Origin of the sequence: Streptomyces mesophilus (assembly GCF_040300965.1) — a bacterium.
Taxonomy (GTDB): Bacteria; Actinomycetota; Actinomycetes; order Streptomycetales; family Streptomycetaceae; genus Streptomyces; species Streptomyces mesophilus_A.
In genome coordinates this window covers 25757-50777 of the sequence record NZ_JBEPEW010000036.1, presented here as the reverse complement: position 1 = coordinate 50777, position 25021 = coordinate 25757, and the positions used below count along the sequence as shown (strand labels likewise).

The 25021-nt window shown below is 67.8% G+C and carries 26 protein-coding genes and 2 pseudogenes; 15 read left to right on the top strand and 13 right to left on the bottom strand.

Translation table 11 applies throughout. The annotated features are described in order from the left end of the window. The first annotated feature begins 39 nt into the window (after positions 1–39). Both ABT367_RS15880 and ABT367_RS15875 read left to right on the top strand, forming a co-directional pair. Positions 40–636: a TetR/AcrR family transcriptional regulator gene (locus tag ABT367_RS15880; RefSeq protein ID WP_352253622.1), complete on the top strand. Its 597-nt coding sequence runs from the start codon at positions 40–42 to the stop codon at positions 634–636. 66 nt (positions 637–702) lie between these two features. Then, on the top strand, positions 703–2013 hold the full coding sequence (locus ABT367_RS15875; RefSeq protein WP_352253620.1) for an NAD(P)/FAD-dependent oxidoreductase: 1311 nt from the start codon (positions 703–705) through the stop codon (positions 2011–2013). A 43-nt stretch (positions 2014–2056) separates the two neighbouring features. Here the strand turns inward: ABT367_RS15875 and ABT367_RS15870 are convergent. Then, a pseudogene (locus ABT367_RS15870) lies at positions 2057–2354 on the bottom strand (hypothetical protein); the annotation flags it as partial. Positions 2355–2404: 50 nt separating this feature from the next. Here ABT367_RS15870 and ABT367_RS15865 point away from each other — a divergent pair. The 3 genes from ABT367_RS15865 (at position 2405) to ABT367_RS15855 (ending at position 5463) form a co-directional block, all read left to right on the top strand. Continuing rightward, positions 2405–4516: a scabin-related ADP-ribosyltransferase gene (locus tag ABT367_RS15865; protein ID WP_352253619.1), complete on the top strand. Its 2112-nt coding sequence runs from the start codon at positions 2405–2407 to the stop codon at positions 4514–4516. A 331-nt stretch (positions 4517–4847) separates the two neighbouring features. Further along, entirely contained in the window at positions 4848–5057 is a 210-nt protein-coding gene (locus ABT367_RS15860) for a hypothetical protein (protein WP_352253617.1), read from the top strand. Next, positions 5014–5463, top strand: coding sequence for a class I SAM-dependent methyltransferase (locus tag ABT367_RS15855; protein WP_352253615.1), 450 nt, complete (start codon positions 5014–5016; stop codon positions 5461–5463). The genes ABT367_RS15860 and ABT367_RS15855 overlap by 44 nt, the downstream gene beginning before the upstream one ends. 982 nt (positions 5464–6445) lie before the next feature. Here ABT367_RS15855 and ABT367_RS15850 read toward each other — a convergent pair. Beyond that, a pseudogene (locus tag ABT367_RS15850) lies at positions 6446–6628 on the bottom strand (hypothetical protein); the annotation flags it as partial. 272 nt (positions 6629–6900) lie between these two features. Between ABT367_RS15850 and ABT367_RS15845 the strand changes: the two are divergent. Continuing rightward, complete coding sequence (locus ABT367_RS15845) at positions 6901–7473, top strand: peptidoglycan-binding domain-containing protein (protein WP_352253613.1); 573 nt, start codon at positions 6901–6903, stop codon at positions 7471–7473. 372 nt (positions 7474–7845) lie between these two features. Here the strand turns inward: ABT367_RS15845 and ABT367_RS15840 are convergent, their stop codons facing one another. Further along, positions 7846–8382, bottom strand: a complete 537-nt coding sequence (locus tag ABT367_RS15840) for a hypothetical protein (RefSeq protein WP_352253611.1) — start codon at positions 8380–8382, stop codon at positions 7846–7848. Between the two features lie 157 nt (positions 8383–8539). After that, positions 8540–8935, bottom strand: coding sequence for a hypothetical protein (locus ABT367_RS15835; RefSeq protein ID WP_352253609.1), 396 nt, complete (start codon positions 8933–8935; stop codon positions 8540–8542). 110 nt (positions 8936–9045) lie between these two features. Here ABT367_RS15835 and ABT367_RS15830 point away from each other — a divergent pair, with 110 nt between their 5' ends. The 3 genes from ABT367_RS15830 (at position 9046) to ABT367_RS15820 (ending at position 11891) form a co-directional block, all read left to right on the top strand. Then, complete coding sequence (locus ABT367_RS15830; protein ID WP_352253607.1) at positions 9046–9189, top strand: hypothetical protein; 144 nt, start codon at positions 9046–9048, stop codon at positions 9187–9189. Positions 9190–10137: 948 nt separating this feature from the next. Beyond that, positions 10138–11001, top strand: a complete 864-nt coding sequence (locus ABT367_RS15825) for a metallophosphoesterase (RefSeq protein ID WP_352253605.1) — start codon at positions 10138–10140, stop codon at positions 10999–11001. 104 nt (positions 11002–11105) lie between these two features. Next, entirely contained in the window at positions 11106–11891 is a 786-nt protein-coding gene (locus ABT367_RS15820; RefSeq protein WP_352253603.1) for a hypothetical protein, read from the top strand. Between the two features lie 180 nt (positions 11892–12071). On the opposite strand, the gene ABT367_RS15815 is transcribed toward ABT367_RS15820, so the two are convergent. Both ABT367_RS15815 and ABT367_RS15810 read right to left on the bottom strand, forming a co-directional pair. Continuing rightward, the gene (locus tag ABT367_RS15815) at positions 12072–12599 is read right to left on the bottom strand and encodes an AAA family ATPase (protein ID WP_352253601.1); all 528 of its coding nucleotides are present in this window, start codon (positions 12597–12599) and stop codon (positions 12072–12074) included. 495 nt (positions 12600–13094) lie between these two features. Continuing rightward, positions 13095–14048, bottom strand: coding sequence for an MBL fold metallo-hydrolase (locus tag ABT367_RS15810; RefSeq protein WP_352253599.1), 954 nt, complete (start codon positions 14046–14048; stop codon positions 13095–13097). Positions 14049–14201: 153 nt separating this feature from the next. Between ABT367_RS15810 and ABT367_RS15805 the strand changes: the two genes are divergently transcribed. The 5 genes from ABT367_RS15805 (at position 14202) to ABT367_RS15785 (ending at position 18504) form a co-directional block, all read left to right on the top strand. Further along, positions 14202–15026, top strand: coding sequence for a helix-turn-helix transcriptional regulator (locus ABT367_RS15805; RefSeq protein WP_352253597.1), 825 nt, complete (start codon positions 14202–14204; stop codon positions 15024–15026). Between the two features lie 439 nt (positions 15027–15465). After that, a complete protein-coding gene (locus ABT367_RS15800) occupies positions 15466–16737 on the top strand; it encodes a phosphatase PAP2 family protein (RefSeq protein WP_352253644.1) in 1272 nt (423 codons plus the stop codon). 508 nt (positions 16738–17245) lie between these two features. Next, a complete protein-coding gene (locus ABT367_RS15795) occupies positions 17246–17899 on the top strand; it encodes a DUF5701 family protein (RefSeq protein WP_352253595.1) in 654 nt (217 codons plus the stop codon). 63 nt (positions 17900–17962) lie between these two features. Beyond that, positions 17963–18094, top strand: a complete 132-nt coding sequence (locus ABT367_RS15790) for a hypothetical protein (protein WP_352253593.1) — start codon at positions 17963–17965, stop codon at positions 18092–18094. Between the two features lie 134 nt (positions 18095–18228). Beyond that, positions 18229–18504 (top strand): hypothetical protein, encoded by a 276-nt coding sequence (locus ABT367_RS15785; protein WP_352253591.1) that lies wholly within the window; start codon positions 18229–18231, stop codon positions 18502–18504. Between the two features lie 185 nt (positions 18505–18689). Here the strand turns inward: ABT367_RS15785 and ABT367_RS15780 are convergent, their stop codons facing one another. From ABT367_RS15780 to ABT367_RS15760, 5 genes are all read right to left on the bottom strand, one after another. Continuing rightward, positions 18690–19181 (bottom strand): hypothetical protein, encoded by a 492-nt coding sequence (locus ABT367_RS15780; protein ID WP_352253589.1) that lies wholly within the window; start codon positions 19179–19181, stop codon positions 18690–18692. Between the two features lie 47 nt (positions 19182–19228). Then, positions 19229–20092 carry a restriction endonuclease gene (locus ABT367_RS15775; protein ID WP_352253588.1) on the bottom strand — a complete coding sequence of 288 codons (864 nt, stop codon included), beginning with the start codon at positions 20090–20092 and terminating at the stop codon, positions 19229–19231. Beyond that, a complete protein-coding gene (locus ABT367_RS15770; RefSeq protein ID WP_352253586.1) occupies positions 20089–20364 on the bottom strand; it encodes a hypothetical protein in 276 nt (91 codons plus the stop codon). Before ABT367_RS15770 ends, ABT367_RS15775 begins: the two co-directional genes overlap by 4 nt. 294 nt (positions 20365–20658) lie before the next feature. Continuing rightward, entirely contained in the window at positions 20659–21465 is an 807-nt protein-coding gene (locus tag ABT367_RS15765; RefSeq protein ID WP_352253585.1) for a hypothetical protein, read from the bottom strand. 261 nt (positions 21466–21726) lie between these two features. Beyond that, a complete protein-coding gene (locus ABT367_RS15760; RefSeq protein WP_352253583.1) occupies positions 21727–22782 on the bottom strand; it encodes a zinc-dependent alcohol dehydrogenase family protein in 1056 nt (351 codons plus the stop codon). A gap of 250 nt (positions 22783–23032) precedes the next feature. On the opposite strand from ABT367_RS15760, the gene ABT367_RS15755 reads away from it, so the two are divergent. Continuing rightward, complete coding sequence (locus ABT367_RS15755; RefSeq protein WP_352253581.1) at positions 23033–23278, top strand: type II toxin-antitoxin system prevent-host-death family antitoxin; 246 nt, start codon at positions 23033–23035, stop codon at positions 23276–23278. Positions 23279–23624: 346 nt separating this feature from the next. Here the strand turns inward: ABT367_RS15755 and ABT367_RS15750 are convergent, their stop codons facing one another. Together ABT367_RS15750 and ABT367_RS15745 are read right to left on the bottom strand one after the other, a co-directional pair. Next, the gene (locus ABT367_RS15750) at positions 23625–23771 is read right to left on the bottom strand and encodes a hypothetical protein (RefSeq protein ID WP_352253579.1); all 147 of its coding nucleotides are present in this window, start codon (positions 23769–23771) and stop codon (positions 23625–23627) included. Positions 23772–23882: 111 nt separating this feature from the next. Continuing rightward, on the bottom strand, positions 23883–24911 hold the full coding sequence (locus ABT367_RS15745; protein ID WP_352253577.1) for a hypothetical protein: 1029 nt from the start codon (positions 24909–24911) through the stop codon (positions 23883–23885). Positions 24912–25021: the final 110 nt, after the last annotated feature.

Genomic DNA, 25021 nt, shown 5'->3' with positions numbered 1-25021 from the left:
CCGTTGCGAACCATCTTTTCCAATGGATAAACTGCGGGTGTGATCCTGTCAACCTCGCAACGCAACAGCGGCGCACGCGAACGACTCCTGGCACGGCTTCTCGACGCCTTCGGCGAGGCCCTTCCCCCGCCCGAGATGTCGCTCCGCGAGATCGCCGCCCGGATCGAGACCAGCCACGCCCTGTTGCGCTACCACTTCGGGTCGCTCCCGGGCGTCTTGGCCGCCCTGCTCACGGCCCAGCGATCCCGTGACAACGAGGCACTCCTGGAGACCGCCAAGGAGGGCACCTTCGACGACTTCGTCGGGGCGATCTGGCGCACCTACACCCGGCCGGCGCAACTGTCGCGTGTGCGCGGCTTCTTCCACGTCGTCGGACTGGCCGCGTACGCCCCCGAGGACTTCCGTGAGTTCGTGGAGTCGATCGACGACCTCACCGCGATGCTGTCCTCCCTCGCGGAACGCGAAGGGCTCGAGCCGAAGGAAGCACGGGAGCTGGCCACCGTCACCATTGCCGCGATGCGCGGCCTCCTCCTGCAGGAACTCCTCACTCCCGGAACCCTCTCGCAGGACGCGCTCACCTTGATCCTACGCATGAACGAGGACCGGTCCGCTCCACGATCACGTCCGGAACGTTGAACAACGGCGGCGCGGCGACCCGCCGCAGGAACCGTCTGATCCGGCAAGAAGAAGGTGGGTTGGAACATGGGTGAGAGCACAGACGTAGTCGTCGTCGGGGCCGGGGTCATCGGATCCTCCATCGCCCTCGAACTGGCGCGAAGCGGCCTGCAGGTGGTCGTGGTCGACAAGTTCGGCGGCGCGGGCAACGGCTCCACCAGCGCCTCGAGCGCCGTGGTCCGCTTCACCTATCCCACGATCGCGGGCGTCACTGCCGCGTGGGAGTCCCGTCACTGCTGGGAGGCATGGCGCGACCATCTCCAAGCGCCCGCCGGTGAACCCCTCGCAGCGTTCCACCGCTGCGGCGTCACCATGCTGGACGTGGACTTCGCACCCGCTGCCCTGTTCACGCGCCACTTCGACAACATCGGTGTCCCGTACGAGAAATGGGACGCACAAGAGTTGTCGAAGCGGCTGCCCGCTCTGGACACCGGCCAGTACTTCCCACCCCGCCCCGTGGACGACGACGAGTTCTTCGCCGACGCGTCCGCTCGGCTCGGCGCTCTCCACACACCCGACGGAGGCTTTGTCGACGACCCCCAACTCGCCGCGCACAACCTCGCTGCGGCCGCCCAGCGGCACGGAGCCGCCTTCCGCTGGAAGACCCAGGTCACCGCGGTGATACGGCGCGGGGGACGCGTGCGCGGGGTGCGCCTCGCGGAGGGAACCGAACTGTCCGCCGCGGTGATCGTCAACGCGGCCGGCCCCTGGTCCGGGCAGCTGAACCGGCTCGCCGACGTGGGCGGCGACTTCACCATCGGACTGCGACCGCTGCGCCAGGAGGTGCACCACGTAGCAGCCCCCGCCGACTACCACGACAACGGCGACAACCATCACCTACCGGTGCTGGCCGATATGGACCTCGGCACATACATACGGCCCGAGGGCAGGGAGTTCCTGCTCGTCGGCGGCACGGAACCCGAGTGCGACCCGCTCGAATGGCTCGACGATCCGGACGACGCAAACCCCCTCCCGACCGTGTCGCAGTTCAGGACGCAGGTGACACGGGCGGCTCGCCGACTGCCCGGCCTGCGCGTCCCCAACAAACCCCGAGGTGTAGCCGGCGTATACGACGTCACCGACGACTGGACCCCCATCTACGACCGAACCGAACTCGCCGGCTTCTACGTGGCCATCGGCACCAGCGGCAACCAATTCAAAAACGCCCCACTGGTCGGACGACTCATGACCACCCTGATCCACGGCGTCGAAAGCGGACACGACCACGACCACAGCCCACTCACACACACCTGCGAACACACCGGCCACACCATCAACCTCAGCGCGTTCTCACGCCGCCGCCAACCCACCACATCCACCGGCACAGTCCTCGGCTGACACCGGGCCCAGACCCCACGGCAACCAGAAGGAGGACTGTGACGAACACGTCGGCCTCGACCGTCATCACCTCCTTGGCGAGTTCGACGAGTTCGCCGTACGGCGCGTACGGCGCATCGAGGCCCTCGCCCGAGGCGTGCATGTAAGCGATGGCGATGCGCACGTTGTGTGCGGGCAGCTGGCGCAGCAGTACCAGGGGTCTGCAGGAGCGCGGCCGCGCGCCAGGATGCATCGGAGTCGATACCGAGGCGGGGCAGGTCGACCCGGTGCCGTGCCACGGCCGCGACCAGCGCGGAGAAGTCCGAGCGGGGCGAACCCACTCGGGTCGTTGTGGTGGCGATGCCGGTGTGGTGTCTTTCCCTGCCTGGCGACGCGGCCTTCATTGAGGTCCATGACATCGTTCACCTCATTGGCCCGGCAGGGCCTGCCGGCCTGCGCGTTGGCACTGGCCGCGCTGGCCGGCTTGCTCGCGGCAGCGCCGGCGGCGGGGTCCGCTCACACGGCTGCGGCCGATCCCCTGCCCCCCGTCTGCGCGCCTGGGCCGGGCAAAATCCCGCCGTGGCTGGCGAAGCTGCCAGGGAGCAAGCAGCGTGAGTTCACCTCGCAGCAGTGGTACCAGGACTGGCTGACCACGACGACCTCGCTGTGTGTGGACCTGACCCAGCTCATCGCGCAGAACCGCAGCCACACGCTGCAGTGGCGCACGGACCACGCGCTGACGTTCCGAGGCACAGGCACCGGCAGTCACTCCGTGCCTGAGACGGTCTTCCGGGACGGGGTGCAGCCGCGCGGCATGCAGGGCGACGCAAACCTCAAGATCCGTCCGGGGATCGACGTGACCAACAGCGCTCTGTCCAGCGCTTCGTATCGCAGCCGTCATGCGAAGTACTTCGGCACGTGGATCTATGTCGTGGACGCGCCGGGCGGCATTCTCGTCGACGCCGTCCTCAACGGCGACGCGATGAACGACGAGTCCGAAGTCGCCTTCGTAGGAGGCATCCAGCCCCGCTTCATCGTGGGTGCTTTCCTGCTCGAGAAACCAGGGACGTGGTCCAAGGCAGTCGAGTACCGTCCGAACCCGGGCTACAGGGGGCCCATCGTCAACCCGAAGCCGGGGCAGCCGGGCGTGCCGGTGTTCTTCGGTGCGGGCCCCGCCATCCCGATGGCGCACGTGCGGGCCGCCGGTGGTCACGCGGCGGATCCGCAGGGCCGTGCGTTCCTGTACCCGCCGTCGGCCACGACGGCGACGCTCGCGGCGGACGCCACGGCGAAGGACCCCCTCTACATGTCATGGGGCTCCGTCCCACCCATGATCAAGGACTGGGTGGCCGGGCAACAGGATCCCTCGATCTCCAAGCGCACCCGCCCGTACGCGACCTGTCACGAGCTCGGCGGTGCCGAATTCGCCCCCGGCGTCGGGGGCATGGTCGACGCCCTGAGCGCAGAGCGGCGCAGCACCATCAAGCTCCTCGAGGACAAGTTCCTGATGGAGCCCGGTACTTGCTACAACCAGGCCGCGGCACCGCACTCGCTCGTGAGCACGGGTGACGGCAGGCAGATCACCGTCTCCTGGCGGGCGCCGCTGAGTGGCGCCGGCCAGGTGAAGACGTACGAGATGTACGGCCGCAACAGGGACGACGGAGCCTGGCGTCACCTGGTCAGCGTCGACGCCCCTGCCACATCGCACGTGTTGAGCGCCGCCGAGGCCGAGCCGTTCACCCTCGCAGACCTCGATCCGGCACGTCACCCCGGAAGGATCTCTCTCACCGCGGGCCTGACCGACGGGACCCGCACCGCGCCGACCCGCCCGGACTGCGACTGGCCGGCCGAAGGTGCCTTCGCGGCGAAGTGGAAGGAAGCCGGCGGCGAGGAAGGCCGGTTGGGCTGCCCCACCGCCGCCTCCCAGCACACCCGGACCGTCACCGGCGTCAAGCAGGACTTCGAACACGGCACGCTGTACTGGTCGCGGACCACCGGCGTGCACCCCGTGTGGGGCGCCTTCCTCGCCGCGTACCGGACACTCGGTGCCGACAGCGGACGCCTGGGCTTGCCGGAGAGTGACGAGCAGCCGCAGACCGGCGGCACGGTCCGTCAGGAATTCCAGGGCGGCACACTGACCTGGGACAAGAAGACCAAGAAGGTCACCTCCCGTTTCGCCTGCGCTCATGAGGTCAAGGGATCCTTCGCTCCCAAGTGGCAGGCGACGGGCGGCCCGGGCGGCCGGCTCAAGTGCCCCACGTCCGACGCCCTCCACACCAAAGGAGGTGTCTTTCAGCGGTTCGAAGGCGGCGTCCTGTACTGGTCTCGGGCCACCGGCGCACACATCGTGGCCGGCGCCATGCTCAAGACGTACGCCACCGTGGGGTGGGAGCAAGGACGGCTGGGCTTCCCGACCAGCGACGAGTGGAAACTCAAAAGTGGTGTCGGCTACCGGCAGCTGTTCGCCGGCGGCCGGATGACGTGGGACAAGACCATCAAGAAGACGACCATCCAGTACAACTGACACACCCTCGACCACACCGTGCACGGCCGCCCTGACGCACCGCCGGGCGGCCGGCCGGTCAGGCGGGCAGTGCGTCAGGGCGGCCGTGCGTACCACCCATCCCCTCACGCCACCACGGCCAGCAGCAAGTGGCTACTGGCTGCTGGCCACCGAATGTCATCTACGACGAACACCGCACGCGGGACCAGGAGGGCCGACGCGTTCCCGTCTGCCTGGTGTGTGCCGGCTGCCGCGACGGGCATCGTGGCGGTGTTACTGCACACAGGTCCGGCGCACGCGGCAGTGGCGGTACGCGATGCGCGTTGCTCGACGACAGGGCGCCCAGGGGTGGATGGTGGCGGAGATCTACTCCGGGTACGTCACCGGCCACACCAACGCCAAGGACACGCTCGGCGACGGCCATCACGCCCGGACCCGGATCGTCGCCACCACTGCCGGCCACTACTACGGAGACTGGGTCAAAGCCACCGGCGGCAAAGGCGACTGGAGCTTTCGACATGGTGATGGCGCACGCGGGTCACCCGGCGCACACGACCCTTGAGATCGGCGCTGGCACCGGCAAAGCAACCCGTCTGTTCGCTGAACGGGAGGTCGCGGTGACCGCGACCGACCCTGACGGGGCCGTGCTCTGTGAGCTGCGCAAGCAAGAGTCTGCCAACGTCCGGCCACTGCAGGCGGCGTTCGAGGACCTGCGACCGGGCGAGCACTACAGGCTGATCTATGCGGCGGCAGCACTGCACTGGACAAACCCGGAGAGCCACTGGTCACGCATGGCCGCACTTGTCGAGCCGAGCGGTGTGTTCGCCTCGTTCGGCGGGCCAATCCAGCTCGGGCGTGTCGAGATGTCCTCCTTGGACGAAGCAGAGGGCGACGACGCCGACGGCGAACAGGTCGGCTTGCGGGTGGAGTTCAGCGCTGCCGACTCACTCTCGGCCTGTGCATCCTGAACACGGCGATCGTGGAGGCGACCGCGTCATTGCAGGAGGCGGGTACCGCACCAGAGTTGTCTGGTCCGGTGCGGCAGGTGCCGTTCGACGGATCACTACCCCGGTCCCGGGCGCGTACGGGCCGAGGGCACATACGGCGACTTCCCGGAACCGGACTCACCGTGCCTCAGACTCACAACCTTTGAGCACTGGCCAAATAACTCCCTAAAGCCTCATCAAAGGGCAGATGCCGAGTCGCTTTTATGTGACCGAGGCCTGTTCCGGGCCGCAAATCATGCCGAGGCTTCCGGTCCCTCCCGTTCCAATGTAGGGTCCCGGTGAATCAGAACACCGATACCTGCGGGGGAAAATGAAGACGCGAAAGCTAGTCACCATCGGAATATCTTGCGTGGCGGCGTTTACCCTCTCGGCGGCACCGGCGAGTGCGGGCGAGAGCGTTTCGGTCGGCGTAACCCACTCGGACTGCACCGTAGTTGGGCACATGGCCGCGGAAGGCTCCTTCTACGAGAATGGCGATTCTTTCAACTCGCACGACACTTGTTCCGATGGACATTCGGCGGTCCTGCAGGTGGATGCGACCCCGCTCTCGCCGAATGAAAACGACTACGACTGGAAGATTCAAGTCACCACGGGCGCGGGAACTTCGAAACTCGTCCCGCATAACTACAGCGAAGGCACCCAGGTAGGCATTCGAGCCTGCGTTTACGAGGGATCCACCAAGCTCCGCTGCAGTTTGTGGAAATTCGGGCGAGCCTGATCCGTCCCCTGGGGTGAGGGATACAGGGGCCCTGGCTTCATGGGCCGCGCACACTTCCCCTATCGCGCTACACGTACACCCCACGGCGCTGGGTAAGTCTGAGGGCGCGTGCCGGCATGGATAACCCTGCCGCGGAGGTCGCTCCGCCGCCGGCGGCAGGGGGTGTCGGCACGCTCCTCCCGACCGCGCGGAACGCGTGATCTGCACGTGTGGACCTGCGCCCAGCGTGTCCGGGGTGGGGTCGAGACGCTCGGCGATCCAGGTCGCGCCTTCGCGCAGCCACCACAGCGCGAGCGGCAGGCTCGGTGCCCAATCGGTACCCAGCGGAACGCCGACCAGCCGGCCGGCGGGTGAGCCGGTCGCGCAGCACTTGCGGCGCCGCGTCGGCGGTTGCCGGCACGGCGTCATCGTTGAAGACCCAGGTCTCGATCATGGGGAGGACCCGGTGAAGCGGCGCACGGGATGCACCGTCTACGCGATCGCCGCGACGCGCGCCCTGGTGATGCCGCGAAGCTCGGTCTCGCCATATGGGTCGCCTGCTCGCCACGGCGTCGTCACCTGTGGATTTCAGGATTCTTCAAGGTGTCTGCAGGCTCTGTGCCGCATCGTTGCTCCCGCATCGCCGTACGCCCTGCATCTCGCGGGTAAGCCGGACGGCGCCAACGGGGGAAGAGTCAAACATGAACCTGCGATCAACACCCGCCAAGATCACCACAGGCGTGATCGGCATGCTGGCGGCAGGTGCACTGGCCGTGAGCACGGCGCCCGCTTCTGCGAACGCTGACGATGGCTACGTGAGAGGTTACGACGCGGCCAAGGGGGACTGGGGCGACGAGGGAACTCTGGGGTCTCACCCGGGTCTCCACCAGGAGTCCAATGCGACGTGCCTGTGGCAGAAGATCCTTTGGGCGGAAGGCGCGTACTACCCGGGACCGAACAACACGCACCCCAGGTTCACCGCGAGCCAGGTCACCGGATACTTCGGGTGGTACACCGATCGGGCCACCGTTACGCTCCAGGCCCGGTGGGGCCTGGACAAGGACGGCGTGGTCGGTCCGGCGACCTTCAGCCGCGCTGAGCGGCAGCTCACGGTGACTGGCGGCAGCGACGACAGGGGCGAGCAACTTAACTTCACCTACTACGGCCAGGCCCACAGCTTCTCCGTCATTCGTAACAAGGAAGGCCAGTACGCCTTCCGGGACGGCGATGACAAGTGGAGGGCCGCCGGCTACAACTACCGCACCTGCAGCTGACACGGCTTATCCGCACTCCGGCGTTGATCGACGAGGGGTCGGCCGTGGCTAGTTGGAAGCGGCCGCCCCAAGTTTTTTGATCACCGGCCCCGGGCCATCGCATGAGCCTCTGCGCAGCGCCGCCTCGACCGCCCCATGCACCTGCCACGCCAGGGTCCGGGCCTGCGCCTGGAGCGCGGGCGCCACGCTCACCAGCGTGTCCAACAGCCAGATCGGCAATCCCGACAACACCCAATCCGGTTCGGCTGGCTCACCCGCTGTGTTCCCCAAAGGCCGATGGCCCCGCACCGTAGATCGGTCTACGGTGCGGGGCCGATCGGCGAGGGCATCAAGCCTCTGAAGTCCTACGTCGCCCGGGCAAGGGGCGAAGTGCTAGGCGATGCTGGCGGTGCCGCCCAGGGACCACGTCTGGGTGCCCTTGCCGTCGTTGTTGATGTTGTATTCGATGTAGCCGTCGGCGGTCCAGTTATTCCTGCTGGTGGAGGTCTTCGTCGCTTCCAGGTCGCAGTCGAGCGCGAAGCCGTTCTCGTCGCCATACCGGTCGAAGTTCGCCGTCGAATCCAGGTAGATGGCCGGGCCCATGTCGCAGTAACTGCTGGCCTGGCTGACGTTGCTCTTCTCGAGCCGCAGGTGGATGTCGAACTTCTCAAACTTGTCGACGACCCCACCGCCGTCCGTCCAGGTTCCCAAGGCGTAGGCGACGTATCGGTTGCTGTCCGAGTCGCGCTGGACACACAACCTGATGTAGAAATCGGTGTCCGTGCCGGGCGTGGGGAACTCCTTGTGCTGTCGGTTGGCGTTGCACTGGAAGGCGGCAGCGGCCGGACTGGCACCCAAGGTGATCGTCCCCGCCAGGGCGATGCCGAAGGCCAACGCCGTCGTGGCTGCCCGCTTCATGATCTGAGCCATGTAATCCCCTCGTTGGTGGTCATGTTCTGACGTCTTCGGACGGAATGCGCCAGCCGAAGGCAGGCTCCATCCCCGCTGGGTCACGATGCGTAGCGCCATGGATCCGCACCCGCCTCTGACGCTCGTCGGCTCAAGGGTGGAGTGATGGAAAGAGGAGTCAGCAGCTGGAGGAAGTGCTGATACGGATGCCGGTCAGCGTGTAGGGGGTGCTGTAGTAGCGGGAGGAGTTTGGCGACATGCACTCGGTCCAAACGTCGCCGTAGTTGTTCTGCACGCGTAGGTAAGCCACGTCATCGTTGCGGGTGTTGACGACGAAGTCGGCGCCTCGGCTGGACGAGCCGAGGTTCTGCCAGGTGCTGGTGACGTCCTGGAAAGCGGCGGTCGGGCTGTTGGCGTCATAGTCCGCCTTCTTGAGGTAGAAGCAGACCCGGGGATAGGCGCATCCCTTGGTGGGAGCCTCCGCGGCCGTGACCGATGGTGCGAGGGCGAGCGAGGATGCGGCGGCCAACGAGGCGGCACCGACGACAATGGCAGACCTGCGGATGGCGTTCATGTCCGGTGATCCTGGCGCAGGCACCCTGTGCAAACCTTGCAGGGTCCTGAAACGTGCAGGCCGCGGACCAGACTTCCTTGACCACTGCACTGCCTACAGCGAATGCATCCGTGACGGTGAACTCGTCCGCGGTGACCGAGCAGTGGCCGAACAAGTGCGGCTACACGGTCAATACCGACGGGGCGCGGCTGCGCACCGGTCCTGCCGACTTGGCGAGGACGAAATCAAACTCCGCGCCCTCCATCGGCTGGTGAATACGGCTCGCCATCAACACTCCTACGGTGATCAGCCACGCATGCACCCCTCATCATCGCCGACCCTCACGACAGCACGTGCCGACGCACAACACGCTCAAGAGTGAAGACGTCACCGCCGCAAGGCAGCCGAGGACGGTTCCGCCTCAGGGTGCCCGACCCGGCCGCCGGCTCCACCCGAAGGTCAAGCTGCGCAGTACTGGTCGGACCCCGGGCCGCCCCAGGTCGGAGGCCGGTCGGGCCCGGCCCTGGCCGACGCCGGCCCTGGCCGGAGCGTGGCAACTCCTCTGCTACAAGACGCACTTAGATGGCGACAGTCGAGGAGGCAGCGCGCAAGCCTCCCCCTTTTTTTGTTCACGGTCTGAGTACGGCCGGTAGCGGGCGTGGGCAGACGGGAACGCGGCGGTGGTCGGACCGACCGTCACCGACAAGCATTCGTGGTGTCTTCCGTGGTCCGCCCGACCACGGAAGACACCACTGCGCACCCGTGCGCAGTAACAGCCACAGCACACCGTGGCCGCCTGCGCACCCAGTGTGGAGCTGCACAAACACCGATACGCAGCGGAAGCACAGTGGGTGCGCAGACACAAACACCGGTGCGCACGAGCCTGTCCAGTGCGCAACGAATCGGTGAGCGGTGCGCATCAGTGACCGGCAGTACGGGAGTAACCCGCATCAAGGTGCGCGCTCCCGTGTTGTCGGCCTCCCGGCGCTGCACGCCAGTGACGGCCGCTGCCGCCGGGCACGCGGAAACGGGCGGTCATCCTGCTGTCCACCGGAAGCAGCCGGGCACGGCCGGATACGCGGCCATCATGAGCGATACCTTCAGCGCCAGCGGCCACAAGGGGAGTTGGATGCGGATCCTTTGAAGTGGCCGGTGGGATCATGGCGGCGTTGATGGGGTAGGGGCCCTGGCCCGACTTGGTGGCGGAGGGCTACGTTCGGGTGATGCGGATCTTGCATCTCTCTGACACGCATCTCGACGCGGCGGGTGGCCCGGATGTTGACGGGGCCGACGGTACTGCCGCGCTCCGTCTCCTGCTGGATGAACTCCAGTACCTGGACGACCTCGATGCGGTGGTCGTCACCGGCGACGTTGCCGACGACGGTTCCCGCGAGGCATACACGCGGGCCGGCGAGCTCGTGTCCGCCTACGCCGGCCGACGGCGGGCGGAGGTCTTTTACACGACGGGGAACCACGATGACCGCGGCGCGTTTCGTGAGGTGCTTGGCAGTGGACACCGACAGCCCGAGGCCGTGTATGAGGGGGCGGCAGGTGAGCGGGCGGCGGTCAGCACCGTCGGCGGATGGCGGTTGATCACGCTGGACACGCTCGTGCCGGGCAAGGGGTACGGGCACCTGGACAGCGGTCAACTCGAGTGGTTGCGGGAGCGGTTGGCCGCACCGGCCCCGCTGGGCACCGTGTTGGCTTTTCATCATCCGCCGGTCGCTCTGGATGTGCCGGTCCAGCGGGCGCTGGGCCTTGAGAACGCTGGCGAGTTGGCCGAGATCATCCGCGGGACGGACGTTCAGCTCGTCTTGTGCGGGCACTTCCATCTGCAGATTCTGGCGCGCCTGGAGCAGGCGACGGTCTGGGTCACCCCAGGGGTCGTTAACCGCATCGACCTGACCGGCCGGCCGGGTACCGTGCGTGCAGTTCACGGCCCGTCGGCTTCTCTGGTCCGTCTGGGGACACCGTATGGACCGTTGATCCATACGCTGCATGCCCGGGTTCCGCGCATGGGTGAGACGGTGTACGAGGCCGACGAGGCGCGGGTGCGCATGGCCATCAGTAGGCTCGGCCCTGCCTAACTAGCCTGAATGTGCGGGCTGTTGCGGGAAGATGCTGCCTGCTTGTTCTGTGGTGGTGCCGTCGCTCTCCTTCTGCCGGGTAGGGAGGTGGGGCCAGGCAGGTCGTGCCGCGGATCGGTCTTCCGACGGCGACCGGGGAGATCGAGGGCCCCTGGGGACTGGCTGAGGCGACTGGTGGAGCGGGGCTGGCTGGACGCCGGGACGCCGTCATCACCTGCGCCCGCTACTTCACCGGTCACCGCGAGCGCCAGCTGCTGGCGCGGGCGGACACGGTCGTCGTACCCCCGCCACACGCCCGCGGCAGCGCCCTGCTGGACGGCGCCCCACTCCCGGCGGCACTGGCCGCCGCGCTGGACCGCGTGCGCCCTGGCACCCGGATGGTTTCGATCTGCAGGGTCTCGCACGTATCGGCGGCCGCAGGGCTCCTCGACGGGCGGCCCGCCGCGACGCACTGGCGGCGCGCAATGGCCTTCCAACGGGCGTTCCCGCAGGTCCGGGTGGACCAGGACGTGCTCTTCGCGGACGACGGGAACGTCCTGAGCCCCGCCGGTATCGCAGCAGGCGTGGACCCCTGCCTGCGCCTGGTACGCGACGACCACGGCGCTGCCGTCGCCAATCTTGTGGCCCGGCGATGTGTCGTACCGCCCTGGCGGGACGGCGGCCAGGCCTCGTTCATCGAACCGCCCGTCCCCAAGCCCACCTCGGCGACCACGGCCGCGACACGCGCCTGGGCGCTGGAACACCCGCAACAACCGCTGACGCTCGGCGAACAACTCGCGTTACCCGGCGCCTTCCGCGGCACGGACGTGTTGGCCTGCTATCCCGCTTGCGCTGGAGCCACGCACGCAGGCTTGCTACAAGCGGCGTTGGCCAGCACGGGTAGCCGGTGAACTGGTGCTCAGCCGTGTCTGGCACCGTGCACCGGTCACCACGACTGCCTGGGCGGGGCACGCGCCGGGTCCTGGAACTAGCCGACACGGACCTCGCCAGCGCTCCCCCAACGACCCTGCCGCAAATGGATCCCCAACGTCACAGACATAAGGCTTAGGGCTCGTGCGGCAAGTCCAGGGTCATGCGAATGACGGCCATCGGCTGGCAGCCCACTCCCGCCAGGTCGACCAGCCGGTAGGCGGCCCGCCTACCTCATGCGCGCCGAGCTCTGCCTCGTCGGGCTCCTCGAACAGTCTCCGCCAGCGCAAGACGTCAGCCTCGCTGATCGGGAGGGTTTCCTCGGGGGTGGTCGCCTCGCGGTGAGCGATCCGAGCCAGTTGGGTCTTGTGGTCCACCGGTACGTACATGAGGCGGAAGGAGGCGCCTGCGGATTCGGTCAGCCAGCGGATCGCGGATCTTTCGTCGCGGGACCAGCATCCGAAGTCCAGCACCACGTTGGTGCCAACTTTCAACGCTTCCATGGCAACCCACAGGAGTCGGCCTTCCAGAACGTCGCGACTGTCGTCTGCCTCCAGCAGCTTGCCGAACAGCGGAATCATCCACTCGTCAGGCGTCAACCGCAGTCCGTGGTGTTCGTCGGCGAGCTGCCGAGCCTTCGTGGTCTTGCCGGCCCCTGGCAGGCCGACCATCAGGAACAACGCCGTCACCCCCTGATCATGTCAGGGAAGTCGAGCCAGACTGTGTGAAGTGGCAGAGCGGGCAGAGCAGTTTGACGCCCCGCTGATACCTGGCGTTCGGGCCGGGCTCCCCGGGGAGGGCACCTTCACGGCAGGGACGCCTGCTGGGCGATGGCTCAGCGGGCCGCATGGGCGTGCGAGTTGGCGTGACACGCCCTTACCGCCACATCACCGTTCATCGCGTCTTGGAGAAAGTCGCGGAGACGCCGGACTTGCAGCAACCGCGTGCCGGAGACCAGCAATGCCGCCCTGCCGTACCGCGTCCCTCCCACCTCCCGTCCAGCACTCCCCTGCCCGTCAACCCCAGACGCGTACACATGCCGAGCTGCCATAACCTTGCCGCCCGGCGCTCCTGGCGAAGTGAGGGGTGACGCCATCTGGCGGATGACGGCTGATCGGTGGCAGGGAGCGGTCCTGCTGCCCAAGTAAGGACAAAAGGGTTCGCCCCGGGTCGTCCGGAGGCCGTCAGCGGGCCGGCACCTCCTGGGCTGGTACGAAGGCCCGGTTCAGGTGGGCCGTGGCAAGAAGCGTGTTGCGCCGGCGCGCCTGGCTGAGGAGCTCTTCGCGGGTGGTGCGGGCCAGGGGCTGGTCGCGTTCGAATCGGTAGGCGACGCCGGGATTCGCCAGCTGGACCGCGTGCACGAGAACATCGCCGGTGACCAGGATGTGCCGGGCCGGGCTTTCGACGAGGACCGACTGGTGTCCGGCCGTGTGGCCGGGTGTCGGGACGAGGGTGACCGTACCGGCCTGTCCTCGGCCGCAGCTCAGGATCCGTGTGTGGCCCTCGACTTGACGCAGCAGACCCGCCGCGCGCAGCGGCGCGATGACGTAGGACATCGCACTGTCGTCCTCGCTGAGCGCCGTCACTTCGGCGCGCTGGATGAGGTGGCGGGCGCCCGGGAACATGGGCGTGCCGTCGGGGCCCACGACCCAGCCGTAGTGGTCCTCGTGCAGATGGGTCAGGACGACCGTTTCCACGTCGTCCACCGCGATGCCGGCCTCGGTGAGCACCGTAGGCAGCTGGCCGGGCACCGGAGCCCACCCGGCGGCGGGGCTGGCGGCGTGCCCGATCCCGGTGTCCACCAGCGTGACGCGCCCACCGGGGCGGCGGATCGCATAGCAGCGGAAGTCGAGGTTCCAGGCGTCGTCCGGACCGGCCGCTGCCGGATCGATGCGGTCGGCTCGTGCCCAGTCGGCTGCCGTGGCATCGGGGAAGTGGTCCTGGCGCCTGCCCGGAAACCGCCCGTGGGCATCGAGCAGGGCCAGTACCTCCAGCGGCCCGGCGGCTCTGGCGATGACGGTGGGTTGTACGCCTGATGCGACCGCCCGGTCGCCACCCATCAGCAAGTGGCCCCACCCTGCCAGCGCGGCAGCCCCCACAACACCCCGCAGCACCTCTCGTCGGTCCGGTCCGCTCATGCCCGTCCTCCTCGACTCGACACCTGTTGTCGGTTCCTCGCACGAGACAGTGCCGGGCAACACCCGCAGGACGCTTGTAAGTTCTTGCTCACTGGGGATCGCGCCGGGCAAGCGGCAGCGCCGGCCGAGGGTGCAGGAACAGGGGAGGTGGTCATGTCGTCACAGCGTCGGGTCCTGCTGCGCGGTGACGATCTTCTGCTCGCGGACGTGTGGTGCGCGCCCGCTGCCCCCGGCTGGACGCCGACGCGCCCGGCGAGTGTCTTCGGCCTGGTCATGGTCCGGCGCGGCCTGGTGCGCGGCCGCATCCAAGGAGTGGAGCAGGTACTCGATCCAGCCGGGGTGTACGTGGAACGGCCAGGCAGTGAGCAGCAGTTCGCGCATCCCTGCGGCGAAGATGTCTACACCGAGATCATCCTGTCCGAGCCGCAGCTCGCCACGATCCTAGGCGGCGACCCCACTGTGCCCGACGGGCTGGTGTACACAACACCCCAACTCACTTTGGCACACCGCCTTCTGCTCGCCCGGGCGCATGCGGGCGATGACGCGTTCGAGGTGTGCGAGCGTGCTGTCGTGCTGGCTGCGGATCTTCTAGCGCAGCTGGCCGCGCGGCGTGTCGTATCCGGCCGTCCTCGTTCGGCTGCGGCGCGGCGGCGGTTGGCCGACGACGCGCGCGCCGCGCTCGGCGCCGACGTCACGCGGGGACTGAACTGTCTTGCGCGTGCGGTGGGGTGTTCTCCGTACCATCTCAGCCGTGTGTTCCGCGAGGAGACCGGGGCCACGCTCACCCACTACCGCAACCGGCTGCGGCTCGCGCACGCCCTCGATCGCCTCTCCGAAGGCGAACGTGACCTGGCACTGCTGGCACACGACCTGCACTACAGCGATCAGTCCCATCTCACCCACGCGCTGCGCCGGGCGACGGGCCTGACTCCGGGCCGACTGCGCACTCTGCTGCACCGCGTATCGCCCACGCGCTGACGGGGGCCGGTCGCGGGTCGGGTCCGCGGGACAACGGGGAGTGCGCCTACTTGGCGGCCAGGGCCTTCCGTGTTCGATCGGCCGGCGACCGCTTACACGCGGCCTGCTCGCGGTCCGTATGCGTGCCGAGCTGGTTCGGGTTGATCCGGGAGCTGTTGGTGTACGGCGCGTGCGGTCGGTTGTCGTCGACGATCTGGATGCGCGATTACTGGGGCCGGAGCGAGAGATGGCCCGCTGACCAGGCTGGCTAATAGCCATCCAGTCCGTCGCGCCGTCCCCTTAACATGATCAGGTTTACACCCCCGTAACACGCAAGATCTGCCACTTGGCCGATTGATGAACACCTGGAGCATCGCCGGTGACTTCGCGAATAGACCGCAGAACTGAGTTCGCCGCGTGGCGTCGGCCACGGGTGGTGCTGTGGGTCGGGGTGGCGGTGATGGTGAGCCTCGGGTTCTTCCTCGCGATGGATTACGCCGAGCGTCGCTACGGCGGGGGGCCGATCATCGGCCACCCAGGGGTGCAGATGCAGGAGCTGATCTTCACCCCGGAATCGTGGCCGCTGATGTACGTCAGCATGGCTTTGATGACAGTGGTGTTCACCTGGCGTCAGCGGTTCGTCGCGGCAGGTGTCGCGGTCGTCATCGATGGCGTCCTCGTACTGGTGCGCCTGGTCTTCGATGCCAGGACCACTCTCGGCACCGGGCCGTTGTGGGTGATGCTGGCCTGCGCGGTCATGGCGGTCACGCATCGCAGCGGCAAGGAACGTGTCCTGCTGTTGAAGGGAGTCGGCCTTGGCATGCTGCTGCTCGTCGCCCGCAAGACAGGCAACATCTGGCTGCTCATCACAGCGACTAGCCGCCCGACCGTGCTCGACGAATACCTGACGACTGCCGATCATGCGCTGGGCAACCCGTCGTGGCTGGCCGGCCGACTGATCGAGGCCACCGGGCCGGTCGGTTCGAACATCCTGCACTGGGTCTACACCCAGCTCACGGTGGCCGCGGTTGTCATCGCCTTCTACCAGCTTCGCCACGTGGCGAGGGAGCGCAGTTACCCGCGCCACCATCTGGTGCGCACGTTCCTGGCCATCGGCCTGCTCGGGCCTGCCATCTACATGATCTTCCCGGTGGTCGGTCCGGTCTACGCCTTCGGTGCCCAGGGCGGACCGTGGGCAGTGGCCAACCTGTGGCCCGACGTGCTGCCGTCGATCCCTGCCCCGCGGCACCTGACGTTCAACGACCTCACACCGCGCAACTGCATGCCGAGCCTGCACACGGCATGGGCCACCGCGATCTTCATCCATTCCCGCCGGGCTCCACGACTGCTGCGCTACGCGGGCACGTTCTGGCTGGTCGCCACGTTGGGGGCGACGCTGGGGTTCGGCTATCACTACGGCGTGGACATCATCGCGGGCGTGGTGTTCACGCTCACGATCGAGGGAGCACTGCGCGCGCAGGCGTACGGCTGGAGGTGGTCGAGCGTTCAACTGTTCGCGTACGGCACGACCGTCTTCGCCGGGCTGCTGGTGTCGTACCGCTGTCTGGCGACGGAGATGGCCAGATACCCGGGGGTCTTCGGGCCGCTGCTCCTGCTGGCGATGGGCTCGGTCATCTACGGCTATGTGCGCACCACCACCAAACTGGGCGAGCCGCAGGCCGCCCCGGCGACGAACCTGGCGCCGGGACCGCAGCCCGAAATGGCCGCCTGACCCGGGAGCACCGGAGCGCGTCGGAACACCACGGTTGAACCAGCAGCAAAGTGTGAGCTGTGCTGTGCCGCTTGGCTGCGTCGGTCACCACGGGATACGGCGCCGGCCGTTGGCTGCATAGGTCACCACGGGGTACGGCGCGGGCCGTTGGCTGTGTCGGTCACTACCGGCAACAGCCCGGGCCGGCCCCCGCAAAGGGGCTATGCATGGCGTTGGACGCGATCGTGCCGATCACTGCCTACCGCCGGATCGACCCGGTGGCGTCGATGACCAAAGCCGACGGGTCTCTGCGACCGGGAACCGTACTGGCCGTGGTGCGCACCGACTTCCGGCGCCACGTCCACGACCCGCCGTACAAGACATCGAAGGGTCCGGTACGACCGCAGTTCCGCTCCGGCCATCGAGCGTTGACACGAGAGGCCATGCACAGCCGGACCCTACGCGTCGGGAACTCTGCCGTAGGCCGGTGCCGTTGACGTTGAGTCAGCTCGTCGAACAGAGGAGTGCCGTGCCCGAGACCCCGTCCACCGTGCCTGTTCTTCCCTCGCTCTCCGACCAGGCCCGACGCCTGATCGAGCTCGGGGTGCCGGAGCTGTCGGGGGTGTCCGCCGACGAACTGCGCGCTTTCGCCGCGGACAACGCCGGCGCCGACGGTGACGCCCTGCTGACCGTCCACCCGGACCGCGCCCCCGCCTCCGTTCTCGCACCGCTGCTGCGCCGGGACGACAAGCCGGGCTTTGTCGTCGTCGACATGCCCGACGTCGACCGCTTCACGCCGACCGACGCCGCTCTGGTGCCCGAGGCCGCCCTCTATCTCATCATCGGCCTCGACCGCGGCGACCACATGTCCAACTGGAGCCCGGACGAGGCCCTGCCCGCCCTTGCCGAAGAGGGCCGCACACCGCTGCTCCTGAGCGAGGGCATCCACTGGGTACTGCAACAGCCGGCGGCCCTGGAGCGCAATCGGTGCTTCATGACCATCGGCTCGCGGCTGCGTAAGGACAACGGCGCGTTCGACGCCCGTACACCGGCGATCTGGATCAGCAACGGCACCGGGCGCGACGGCCGCGAGCGGCGTGGCGCCCCGAAGGTCGGCTGGTGCTGGTGGAACAACCGGCACACCTGGCTCGGCTTCGGCTCGGCCACGGGCCGCAAGGCATAACAGCCGGGACCAGAACCCCGCCCGCCCCCAACGCCCAGCACGCACGCCCGCATCGTGCCCGGCATGAGCCACCGCGGCCCACTACGGTCCGAGGTCGGAAAGGACACCGTCGGTCCACGCCTCTTCGAGACCGTGGTCGTCGGCGGGGCCCAGGATGCGATGCGGGAGAACTGCTCGGGCGCAGTCACCAAATGACTCCTGCGGGGTGGTTGAAGAGCGGCGGTGTCCACGGGCTCTGGCACTCCGTGCAATCGGGTCGCCGAAGTGATGTCAGTGGCATGTGCTGAGATGACGTCGCTCTGTCAGACGCTTGGTGGGAGATCTTTCCGATGTCGGTGTATTCGTCGCTGACCCGTGCTCTGGCGCAGGCCTTGGTCGATGTTCTCTGGTTCGTTGAGGGATGCGAGGACGACCGGATGGATCCTGATGACGCGGTCAAGGTCTTGGAGGGTGTTGCTCACTTGGTGACACGGCTGTCGAGTGATCAGCGAATCGAGTTCATCACTCTGCTCGGTTCAATGGCCGCGGAGGAGGCGGATCCATCGCGACGCGCATTCCTGGAGGGCTTCCCTGCGGGGTTCGGTCTCGTCGAGGATGACTCATGACCTGAGCCCCGTTCGTGCACCAAGACCCGTTTGCGGAGAAGTTCGAAGCCTGTGCGGCCGAACATCGGGTGCTTGAGCAGCTTGCCGGTCATCGGCAAGGCCTGCCGTCGTGGCGAGTTGTCACCTGCCCCGGTTGAGGCGGGTGTGTCCCGCGCCGGTCACGTGAGCAGGACGCAGCGCCTGACTCATCCTGAGACGTAGCGGAAAGAATCTCCCTGTCCCTCAGTTGCGAGCCTCATCCCCTCGAGCGACTTGTCCTCGTCGCTCCTGTCCAGGAAGCATTGGATCTGCTGCGTGCCCTGCGAGGGCAAGAGGTAGGCAATCTGCTCCAGTGCCCGTTGCAGTGACACCTCCAGCAGGATGGCGCTGTGGTGGAGTGCCACCAGCGGGTAGAGCTCGTCGTGCTCGTACTCCGACCGCCCCGCTCCGATCGCTACAGCCACCAGCCCCTTGTTCAGGGCGTCGCGCGACTCTTCCCGGACGGCCATGGCTGCCATGCGCTGGCCGTACACGCACAACACGGAGCCGGCCCGGGGGCGAAGCCGGTTCAGCATCCACGCCCTGTGCTCCGCCGAACCGCTCAGGTACGAGCGGATGTACCGGTGCACCTGCGCGTCGAGCGCATGCGGCAATGCGATCTTCAGGTACCCGTTGAAGCGTTTGTCCTCGAGCCCCATCAGGCCCTCAACTCCCCTGTCGTCACAAGCTCGGTGGCACAAGGCAGTCACCGTTCCCGGGCCATGCTCGGCTGTCTTGGAGCCGTCGTCGAGCCCCGGTTGACCGTGCCGGCCGTTTGCTTTCGGTGTCCGAGGCCGCTGCCAAGTCGGGCTCCGCGTCGTACGACTTCGAGCGCGACGAACGCGACCCACTGCGCACCGACGGCGCTGCTCGCGCTCGCCGAGCGGCTCAGCCTGCGCTCAAGACAGCGACGACCGTCTGCGGGGAGGGGAACCTTCCGCAGCAGCTCCCACAGCGGCCGTGAGCCGGCCGCCCACGTGCCCAGCAGCGCACGGTCCACCAGGTGGATCCGCTGCGAGGTGGCGAACGGCGGCGCCTTCTTCGAGAATCGGCCGTTGGTCACCAGCACCACCACGTCCGCCTTGTGCACCGGCCGGGCGGTGCCGTTGAGGACCTGTAGATCCGGGGTGCCGACCGCGGAGCCGGCCAGCCCGGCGCGGCGGTGCTTGCACTGGATCACCCAGCGCCTGCCGTACGGGTCGGTGGCCTTCACGTCCGCGCCGTTGTCGTTCGCACCGCCCACCCGCACCGCCTCCGGACAGCCATCACGACGCATCAGATCCCGGATCGCGAACTCGAACTCCCGGTGGTGCAAAGCGTCGAGCTGCGCCAGCCCGTAGCGCAGCGCGCGGGCCTGGACCTGATCCCATTTGGCCCGCTGCACACGCTGGAACAGCCGGAACCCGCCCCCGCCCACACCGAGCACGGCGAGGACCAGCAGCAACCACCAGTGGGCGAGCAGCCACTGCAGCAACGTCACCACCAGCGACACCCCGAAGAGCGCTGCGATGCCGTAGACCCACAGCAGGTCTTGCTGCCTCTGCCGCCTCGAGCGGCGCCGGCGGCTCACCCGCGGTCCCACGGAATCGGATACGACACCGTCGACTTCGGCAACGGCCGCTTCTGGTCGGAGTCCTGGAACTTGACCGGGTACTGCCCCGTGTGGCCCGGGCGCGGGTTCTGCGTGGTCCCCCCGCTGGATGATCCGGCCGCGTTGGAACCGACGAACACCAAGGCCCCGATCCCCAGGAAGACGGCCATCTCCCGGTGTGCTCCCCATCCCCAGCGGTTGTGCTCGCGCACCTTGTGCCCGGCCCGTATGTGCTCCCTGACTTTCGGCATGCCGTCCCCCTGGTCGTCTGCGTCTCCCCGCGCAACTGGTCATGCTGGCAGGCCCCACTGACAACGAGTCAGGGACGCTACACCCGCAGTGATCGACGAAGGGAGAGCGATACAGGTCAAAGCCCTTGCCTCCGGCTGGCCACCCTGCGGAGACCAGCGGCCAGGCGATCTTGCCTGTGAGTGGTGGAGGGCGATTGGCAGTGGCACTGTGCGGCACCCTCATCGGACGGCGCCCACCGAGTGCCCGGGGGGTGGGCCACCCGGGCGCCTTGCCCAGGTCTCGTACGCAGATGGTTATCGATGAGGGCTGCTAGTGCGGGGGCAGCTGCTCTGCGTCGCTGCGTTGGGAAGGCAGGCTTGCGCCGGCTGTCTGAAGTGGGTACACAGCCCGCACCAGTCCGCGTTCCGGCACACGCCATCCGTCACTGCGTGCCGTACCACATCGAACGTGGTCGCCAGATTCTCGGCCCGTTCCATAAAGCAGCGCGCGAACCAAATGTCCTCTTCGCCCCACCACTTGTGAAGCTTCAGTTGAATCGCAGTCCCGCCGCCGACCCACCACCTGTCGGCGGGCCCAGTCGCCTCGACGTCGAGGGCAGGGAGACCTGCTTCGGCGAGCGTCGGCTCCTGGCCGGGTTCGGTGGCAACAGCGAAGGTCATATGGGGCCAGTCTCGGACCTGTGACAGCTGGGCGTGGTTCTCCAATCGCTGAAGAATGCTGCTGTTGATGATCCGGGGACGCCCCGCAAGCGTCATGGCGGTGCGCTCGCCCGGGAGGACGTCGACCCGCCAGGTCTGGTCACCATCGTGGATGCCTGGGAAGGTCCAGCCGTCGATCGTGAGACAGACGGTGGCCTCGCCGTCCAGGCCGTGTTCCATGCCGTTGGAGCCGAGAAGCGGGTACCACAGGCCGCCGTAGCGTTCCTCGAAACGAATCATCGACTCGACGGCCTCAGGCGGCACCGCCGCCTCGACCCCGTCGGACGTCTCCGCACGGGCCAGTGCCCGGATGCGGTCAGTGGGCATCTGATGGCCGCGCCGTGCCCGCGCCAGGAGAGTCGCGACGCGGGGCGACAAGCAGGGGTCATCGAGAATATGCACGTCAATACGCTAGTGGGTCGGCTCAGTCGTCTCGATCAACTGCCAACCAGGTGACGCCGGAGATGCCCGGGGCGGCTGCCACCGCCTTGGAAGCAGAACTCTTTGAATCCCTCCGTGATGATCTGGCGCAGCTGTCGGTCGTCTGCGCCGGCGTCCCGGGCGTCGAACAGAGGCTGGGTGTATGGGGCAGGAAGGTTCTTGGCGACGATGTTCCCGCCTTGGGGCCTTGGCCGGAGTTCCCGCCTTGGGGTCTTGGTCGGGCTACGGCTCGATCACCGTCATTCCTGGGCCGGGCGCCGAACCCATCGTGCTGAGTGCCGCCGGTGCCTCGTCCAACGAGACGATCGACGTCACCAGGAGGTCCGGTCGCAGCGCCCCGGCCCGCACCATCTCCAGCATCGGCGGGTAGGCGTGTGCGGCCATTCCATGGCTGCCGAGGATCGTCAGTTCCTGGCTGATCACCCGTGACATCGGTACTGCGGGGTCTCCGAGCGCCGGGGGCAGCAGCCCGACTTGGACATGCCGTCCTTGCCACCGCAGACCCAGCACGGAGGCGGCGCAGGTTGTGGCGGATCCCAGCGCGTCGAGTGACAGGTGGGCGCCGCCGGCGGTCAACGCCCGCACTGCCTCGCCCACTCCGGCCCCGGGGCTGGTTCCGGCCGCCACCTCGGAAGCATTGAGACATTGTGTGGCGCCGAACTTCCGCGCCAGTTCCAGTGCTTGTGGTGACACATCAACCGCGACCACCCGCGCCCCGCAGGCCGCGGCAATCATGACGGCGGACAGTCCGACCCCGCCGCATCCATGCACCGCCACCCATTCGCCCGCAGCCACGCGGCCCTGGGTGACGACCGCGCGGAAAGCCGTGGCGAACCGGCAGCCGAGGCTCGCGGCCGTGGCATAGGAGAGGCCTTCGGGTATCGCCACGAGATTCGTGTCGGCTTGTTCCAGCGCAACGTACTCGGCGAAGGAACCCCAGTGCGTGAACCCCGGCACGGCCTGTTCCCCGCACACCTGTTGCTGTCCCGCCGCGCAGGTGTCACAGCGCCCGCATGCGCAGGCGAAGGGCACCGTCACCCGGTCTCCCGGGCGCCAGTTGACGACGTCGGCGCCGACTGCCTCGATCGCACCGGCGAGTTCGTGGCCGGGGACGTGCGGCAAAGTGATCGGGTCATGCCCTTTCCACCCGTGCCAATCGCTGCGGCACAACCCGGTAGCCCGCACCCGCACGACCACGCCCGCCGCGGAAGGCGCCGGATCCGGTACCTCTCGCACCATCGGTTCCTGCCCGAATTCCTCGAACACCACAGCTCGCACGGTTCCCCACCCTTTCGCTGAGCGGCCGCCAGGGCCTGCCGTCACCCGGCCGCCCTGGTCGAGCCCGGTCCACCTCGAACGGGCTTACCCGTGCGCCCGCCGCGCACACCCAGGCCGCTCCGCTCGCGATTCGACCTGTGGCCCACCTCGAGGAAACAACGAGCTGTGCCCACACCGGCTCTGTCTCGCAGTGCGGGGCCATGTCCCGGAAGGTTGCCGGACTGTGCAGCTGTGTGATGGGTGATGGGTGATGGGTGAAACGTTGCCCGTCACTGAGGCCCGCGCGCAGTTCGGCAGGTTGATCCGCCGTGTGTGTCACGGCCAGGAACGTGTCACGATCACGGCACGCCTGCGGCTGTGTGGATTAGTCCCCCAGGAACTTGCCATGCTCGGGGACGCCTTGGCGCTCGCGCAGTACCGGGCGCGGCAGGTCGGCGGTGAGGTGGTTGGCGTCCCGCGCTCTGGGGTCCGGGCTCGTATCGGGCCGGGGCGCTGAGCTTGGCGTATGGGCGAATGGGTGTATGGGCCAAATTCCCTGGGCGCGTCCGGAGATACGTCCGCGGGCTCGTACGGAGATACGTCCGCGGGTCACTCTGTGTCCGGCATGCCCTCGAGGGCATGGAGATGGCTCTTTACAGCCAGTAGCTGGGCCGCTGAGAGGATACGCCGGCACCGTGGGGATGTCAGGGCGCGTAGTGGGAGGTGTGTTCGGGATGCGGGGTGTCCTCGCGCCGAGTTAGGCCGTCTTGCGCGGTCCGCTGCGGCGGTGTCCCTCCCAGAGCGGTCCGCCCCCGCGTCGAGGACGTCCGTGAACAGCGAGGTGAGGCCCTCCGGTGCGCCGCTCAGGGCAGCTTGCGCCGTCTCGTCCAGACGCGCGGCCAGGTCCGATGCGACGGTTCCAGGCGCCGGGCCAGCCACTTGCCGCCGCCGAGCCGGGTGCCGTGGGTCAGCAGTGCCAACTCGCCGCTGCGCCGGACGAGTTCGGCCACGACGAACAGCCGCTCCCCCGCATTCGTACATGCGGCAAAGTCGTCGAGCAGGTCGGTGAGCGCGTACTGGGCGTCTTCGAGCGCCGTGTCAGTGACCGGGGGCGGGCGCGCCTATCTGGACTGCACTGTCCCAGGGCCGCTCGGAAGGCTCGCACCTGAGTCGGGAGCCGCCTGCGGTGTCGACGCCTGCGAGTCGGTTAGAGGCCGGGGCTCACTACGCTGCACCCGGCGCCCTCGAGGGGAAACCACGGGGACGGGGACGGGATCCTCCTCCACCGGGGTACGGGGTCCGGCGTGCTGCCCACGCGGGCGAGGACTGAGTTCGGCGTCGATCCAGCTCTTCTGCACCAACGGAGTCACCGACGGGCCCGTGTCGCGTGGCGGGAACAACTGATGCTTGAGGGCTTCGACGTCACCTCCCGTGATCTGGTGCGTCGCGAGGCAGAATGTGTCGCGGAGCCCGGAGCGTTCATTGTCAGGAAGCGGCGCCATCATCCTGATGCTCTCCTGGATCACGGTGAGGTGCGGCGTCAGGGCCTTCCGCACCACGCCCGCGATCTCCGTGAGTGGAGAGTGTGGTGCCGCGGCCTTGAAGGCGCCATGCGCCATTGCCGCGATGGCTCCTACGACGTGGAAGCCGATCAACACCTGTACCACGCCGGCGGCGAGCGTCAACAGGGCGTCGAGAAGCGAGGGTGGAGCGGCCAGGCCCGCGCAGTCGAGGTTCGACGCGGGTGGAGTGCTGACGCCGGGCTGCGGGGTAGTCCGCGAGTCGGGCGCGGCGTGCTGCTCGGTGGTCTTCACAGCGGATGCGGGAGGTTCCGGAGTCACTAGCTCGGCAAGCAGCCGAAGTTGGACCAAGAGGTGCCGCTGGTAGGGCGTCAATTTGAGCTGAGGACCGGTCCAGGGTTCATGCGGCTGCTCCAGGAGCAAGGCAGCCGCGGCAAGCATCTGCTCCCCCGCCTGCTCGTCTTCGTTCTCCTCGACTATCTCCGAATCCGGCAACAGCCTTTGCAGAGCCCAGATTTCGCAGAGCACATGCCAGACCGCCCACTCCTGGCTCGTAAGCGTGCGCTCTGAAGACCATCGTCGGCCCTTGTCTTCCCACACCAGCAGTGCCCGCCAGTTCTGTACCGACATGCCAGCCGTGTCCGTTACCTCGAGTGTGAGACCGCTGTACGTAGTTGGCCAGACGCCGGCGCAAGAATGGCCCATGAGTTCATCGCGGGGGCCACCCCAGGACCAGGGCG

Excerpts from the sequence above, each read along its gene's own strand:
- ABT367_RS15805 (WP_352253597.1), top strand. The coding sequence starts at position 14,202 with ATGTCGTCACAGCGTCGGGTCCTGCTGCGCGGTGACGATCTTCTGCTC.
- ABT367_RS15755 (WP_352253581.1), top strand. The coding sequence starts at position 23,033 with ATGGGTGAAACGTTGCCCGTCACTGAGGCCCGCGCGCAGTTCGGCAGG.
- ABT367_RS15810 (WP_352253599.1), bottom strand. The coding sequence starts at position 14,048 with ATGAGCGGACCGGACCGACGAGAGGTGCTGCGGGGTGTTGTGGGGGCT.
- ABT367_RS15855 (WP_352253615.1), top strand. The coding sequence starts at position 5,014 with ATGGTGATGGCGCACGCGGGTCACCCGGCGCACACGACCCTTGAGATC.
- ABT367_RS15745 (WP_352253577.1), bottom strand. The coding sequence starts at position 24,911 with ATGTCGGTACAGAACTGGCGGGCACTGCTGGTGTGGGAAGACAAGGGC.
- ABT367_RS15845 (WP_352253613.1), top strand. The coding sequence starts at position 6,901 with ATGAACCTGCGATCAACACCCGCCAAGATCACCACAGGCGTGATCGGC.
- ABT367_RS15785 (WP_352253591.1), top strand. The coding sequence starts at position 18,229 with ATGTCGGTGTATTCGTCGCTGACCCGTGCTCTGGCGCAGGCCTTGGTC.
- ABT367_RS15875 (WP_352253620.1), top strand. The coding sequence starts at position 703 with ATGGGTGAGAGCACAGACGTAGTCGTCGTCGGGGCCGGGGTCATCGGA.
- ABT367_RS15865 (WP_352253619.1), top strand. The coding sequence starts at position 2,405 with ATGACATCGTTCACCTCATTGGCCCGGCAGGGCCTGCCGGCCTGCGCG.
- ABT367_RS15860 (WP_352253617.1), top strand. The coding sequence starts at position 4,848 with ATGGTGGCGGAGATCTACTCCGGGTACGTCACCGGCCACACCAACGCC.
- ABT367_RS15780 (WP_352253589.1), bottom strand. The coding sequence starts at position 19,181 with ATGGGGCTCGAGGACAAACGCTTCAACGGGTACCTGAAGATCGCATTG.
- ABT367_RS15790 (WP_352253593.1), top strand. The coding sequence starts at position 17,963 with ATGAGCCACCGCGGCCCACTACGGTCCGAGGTCGGAAAGGACACCGTC.
- ABT367_RS15835 (WP_352253609.1), bottom strand. The coding sequence starts at position 8,935 with ATGAACGCCATCCGCAGGTCTGCCATTGTCGTCGGTGCCGCCTCGTTG.
- ABT367_RS15770 (WP_352253586.1), bottom strand. The coding sequence starts at position 20,364 with ATGCCGAAAGTCAGGGAGCACATACGGGCCGGGCACAAGGTGCGCGAG.
- ABT367_RS15840 (WP_352253611.1), bottom strand. The coding sequence starts at position 8,382 with ATGGCTCAGATCATGAAGCGGGCAGCCACGACGGCGTTGGCCTTCGGC.
- ABT367_RS15800 (WP_352253644.1), top strand. The coding sequence starts at position 15,466 with ATGGTGAGCCTCGGGTTCTTCCTCGCGATGGATTACGCCGAGCGTCGC.
- ABT367_RS15825 (WP_352253605.1), top strand. The coding sequence starts at position 10,138 with ATGCGGATCTTGCATCTCTCTGACACGCATCTCGACGCGGCGGGTGGC.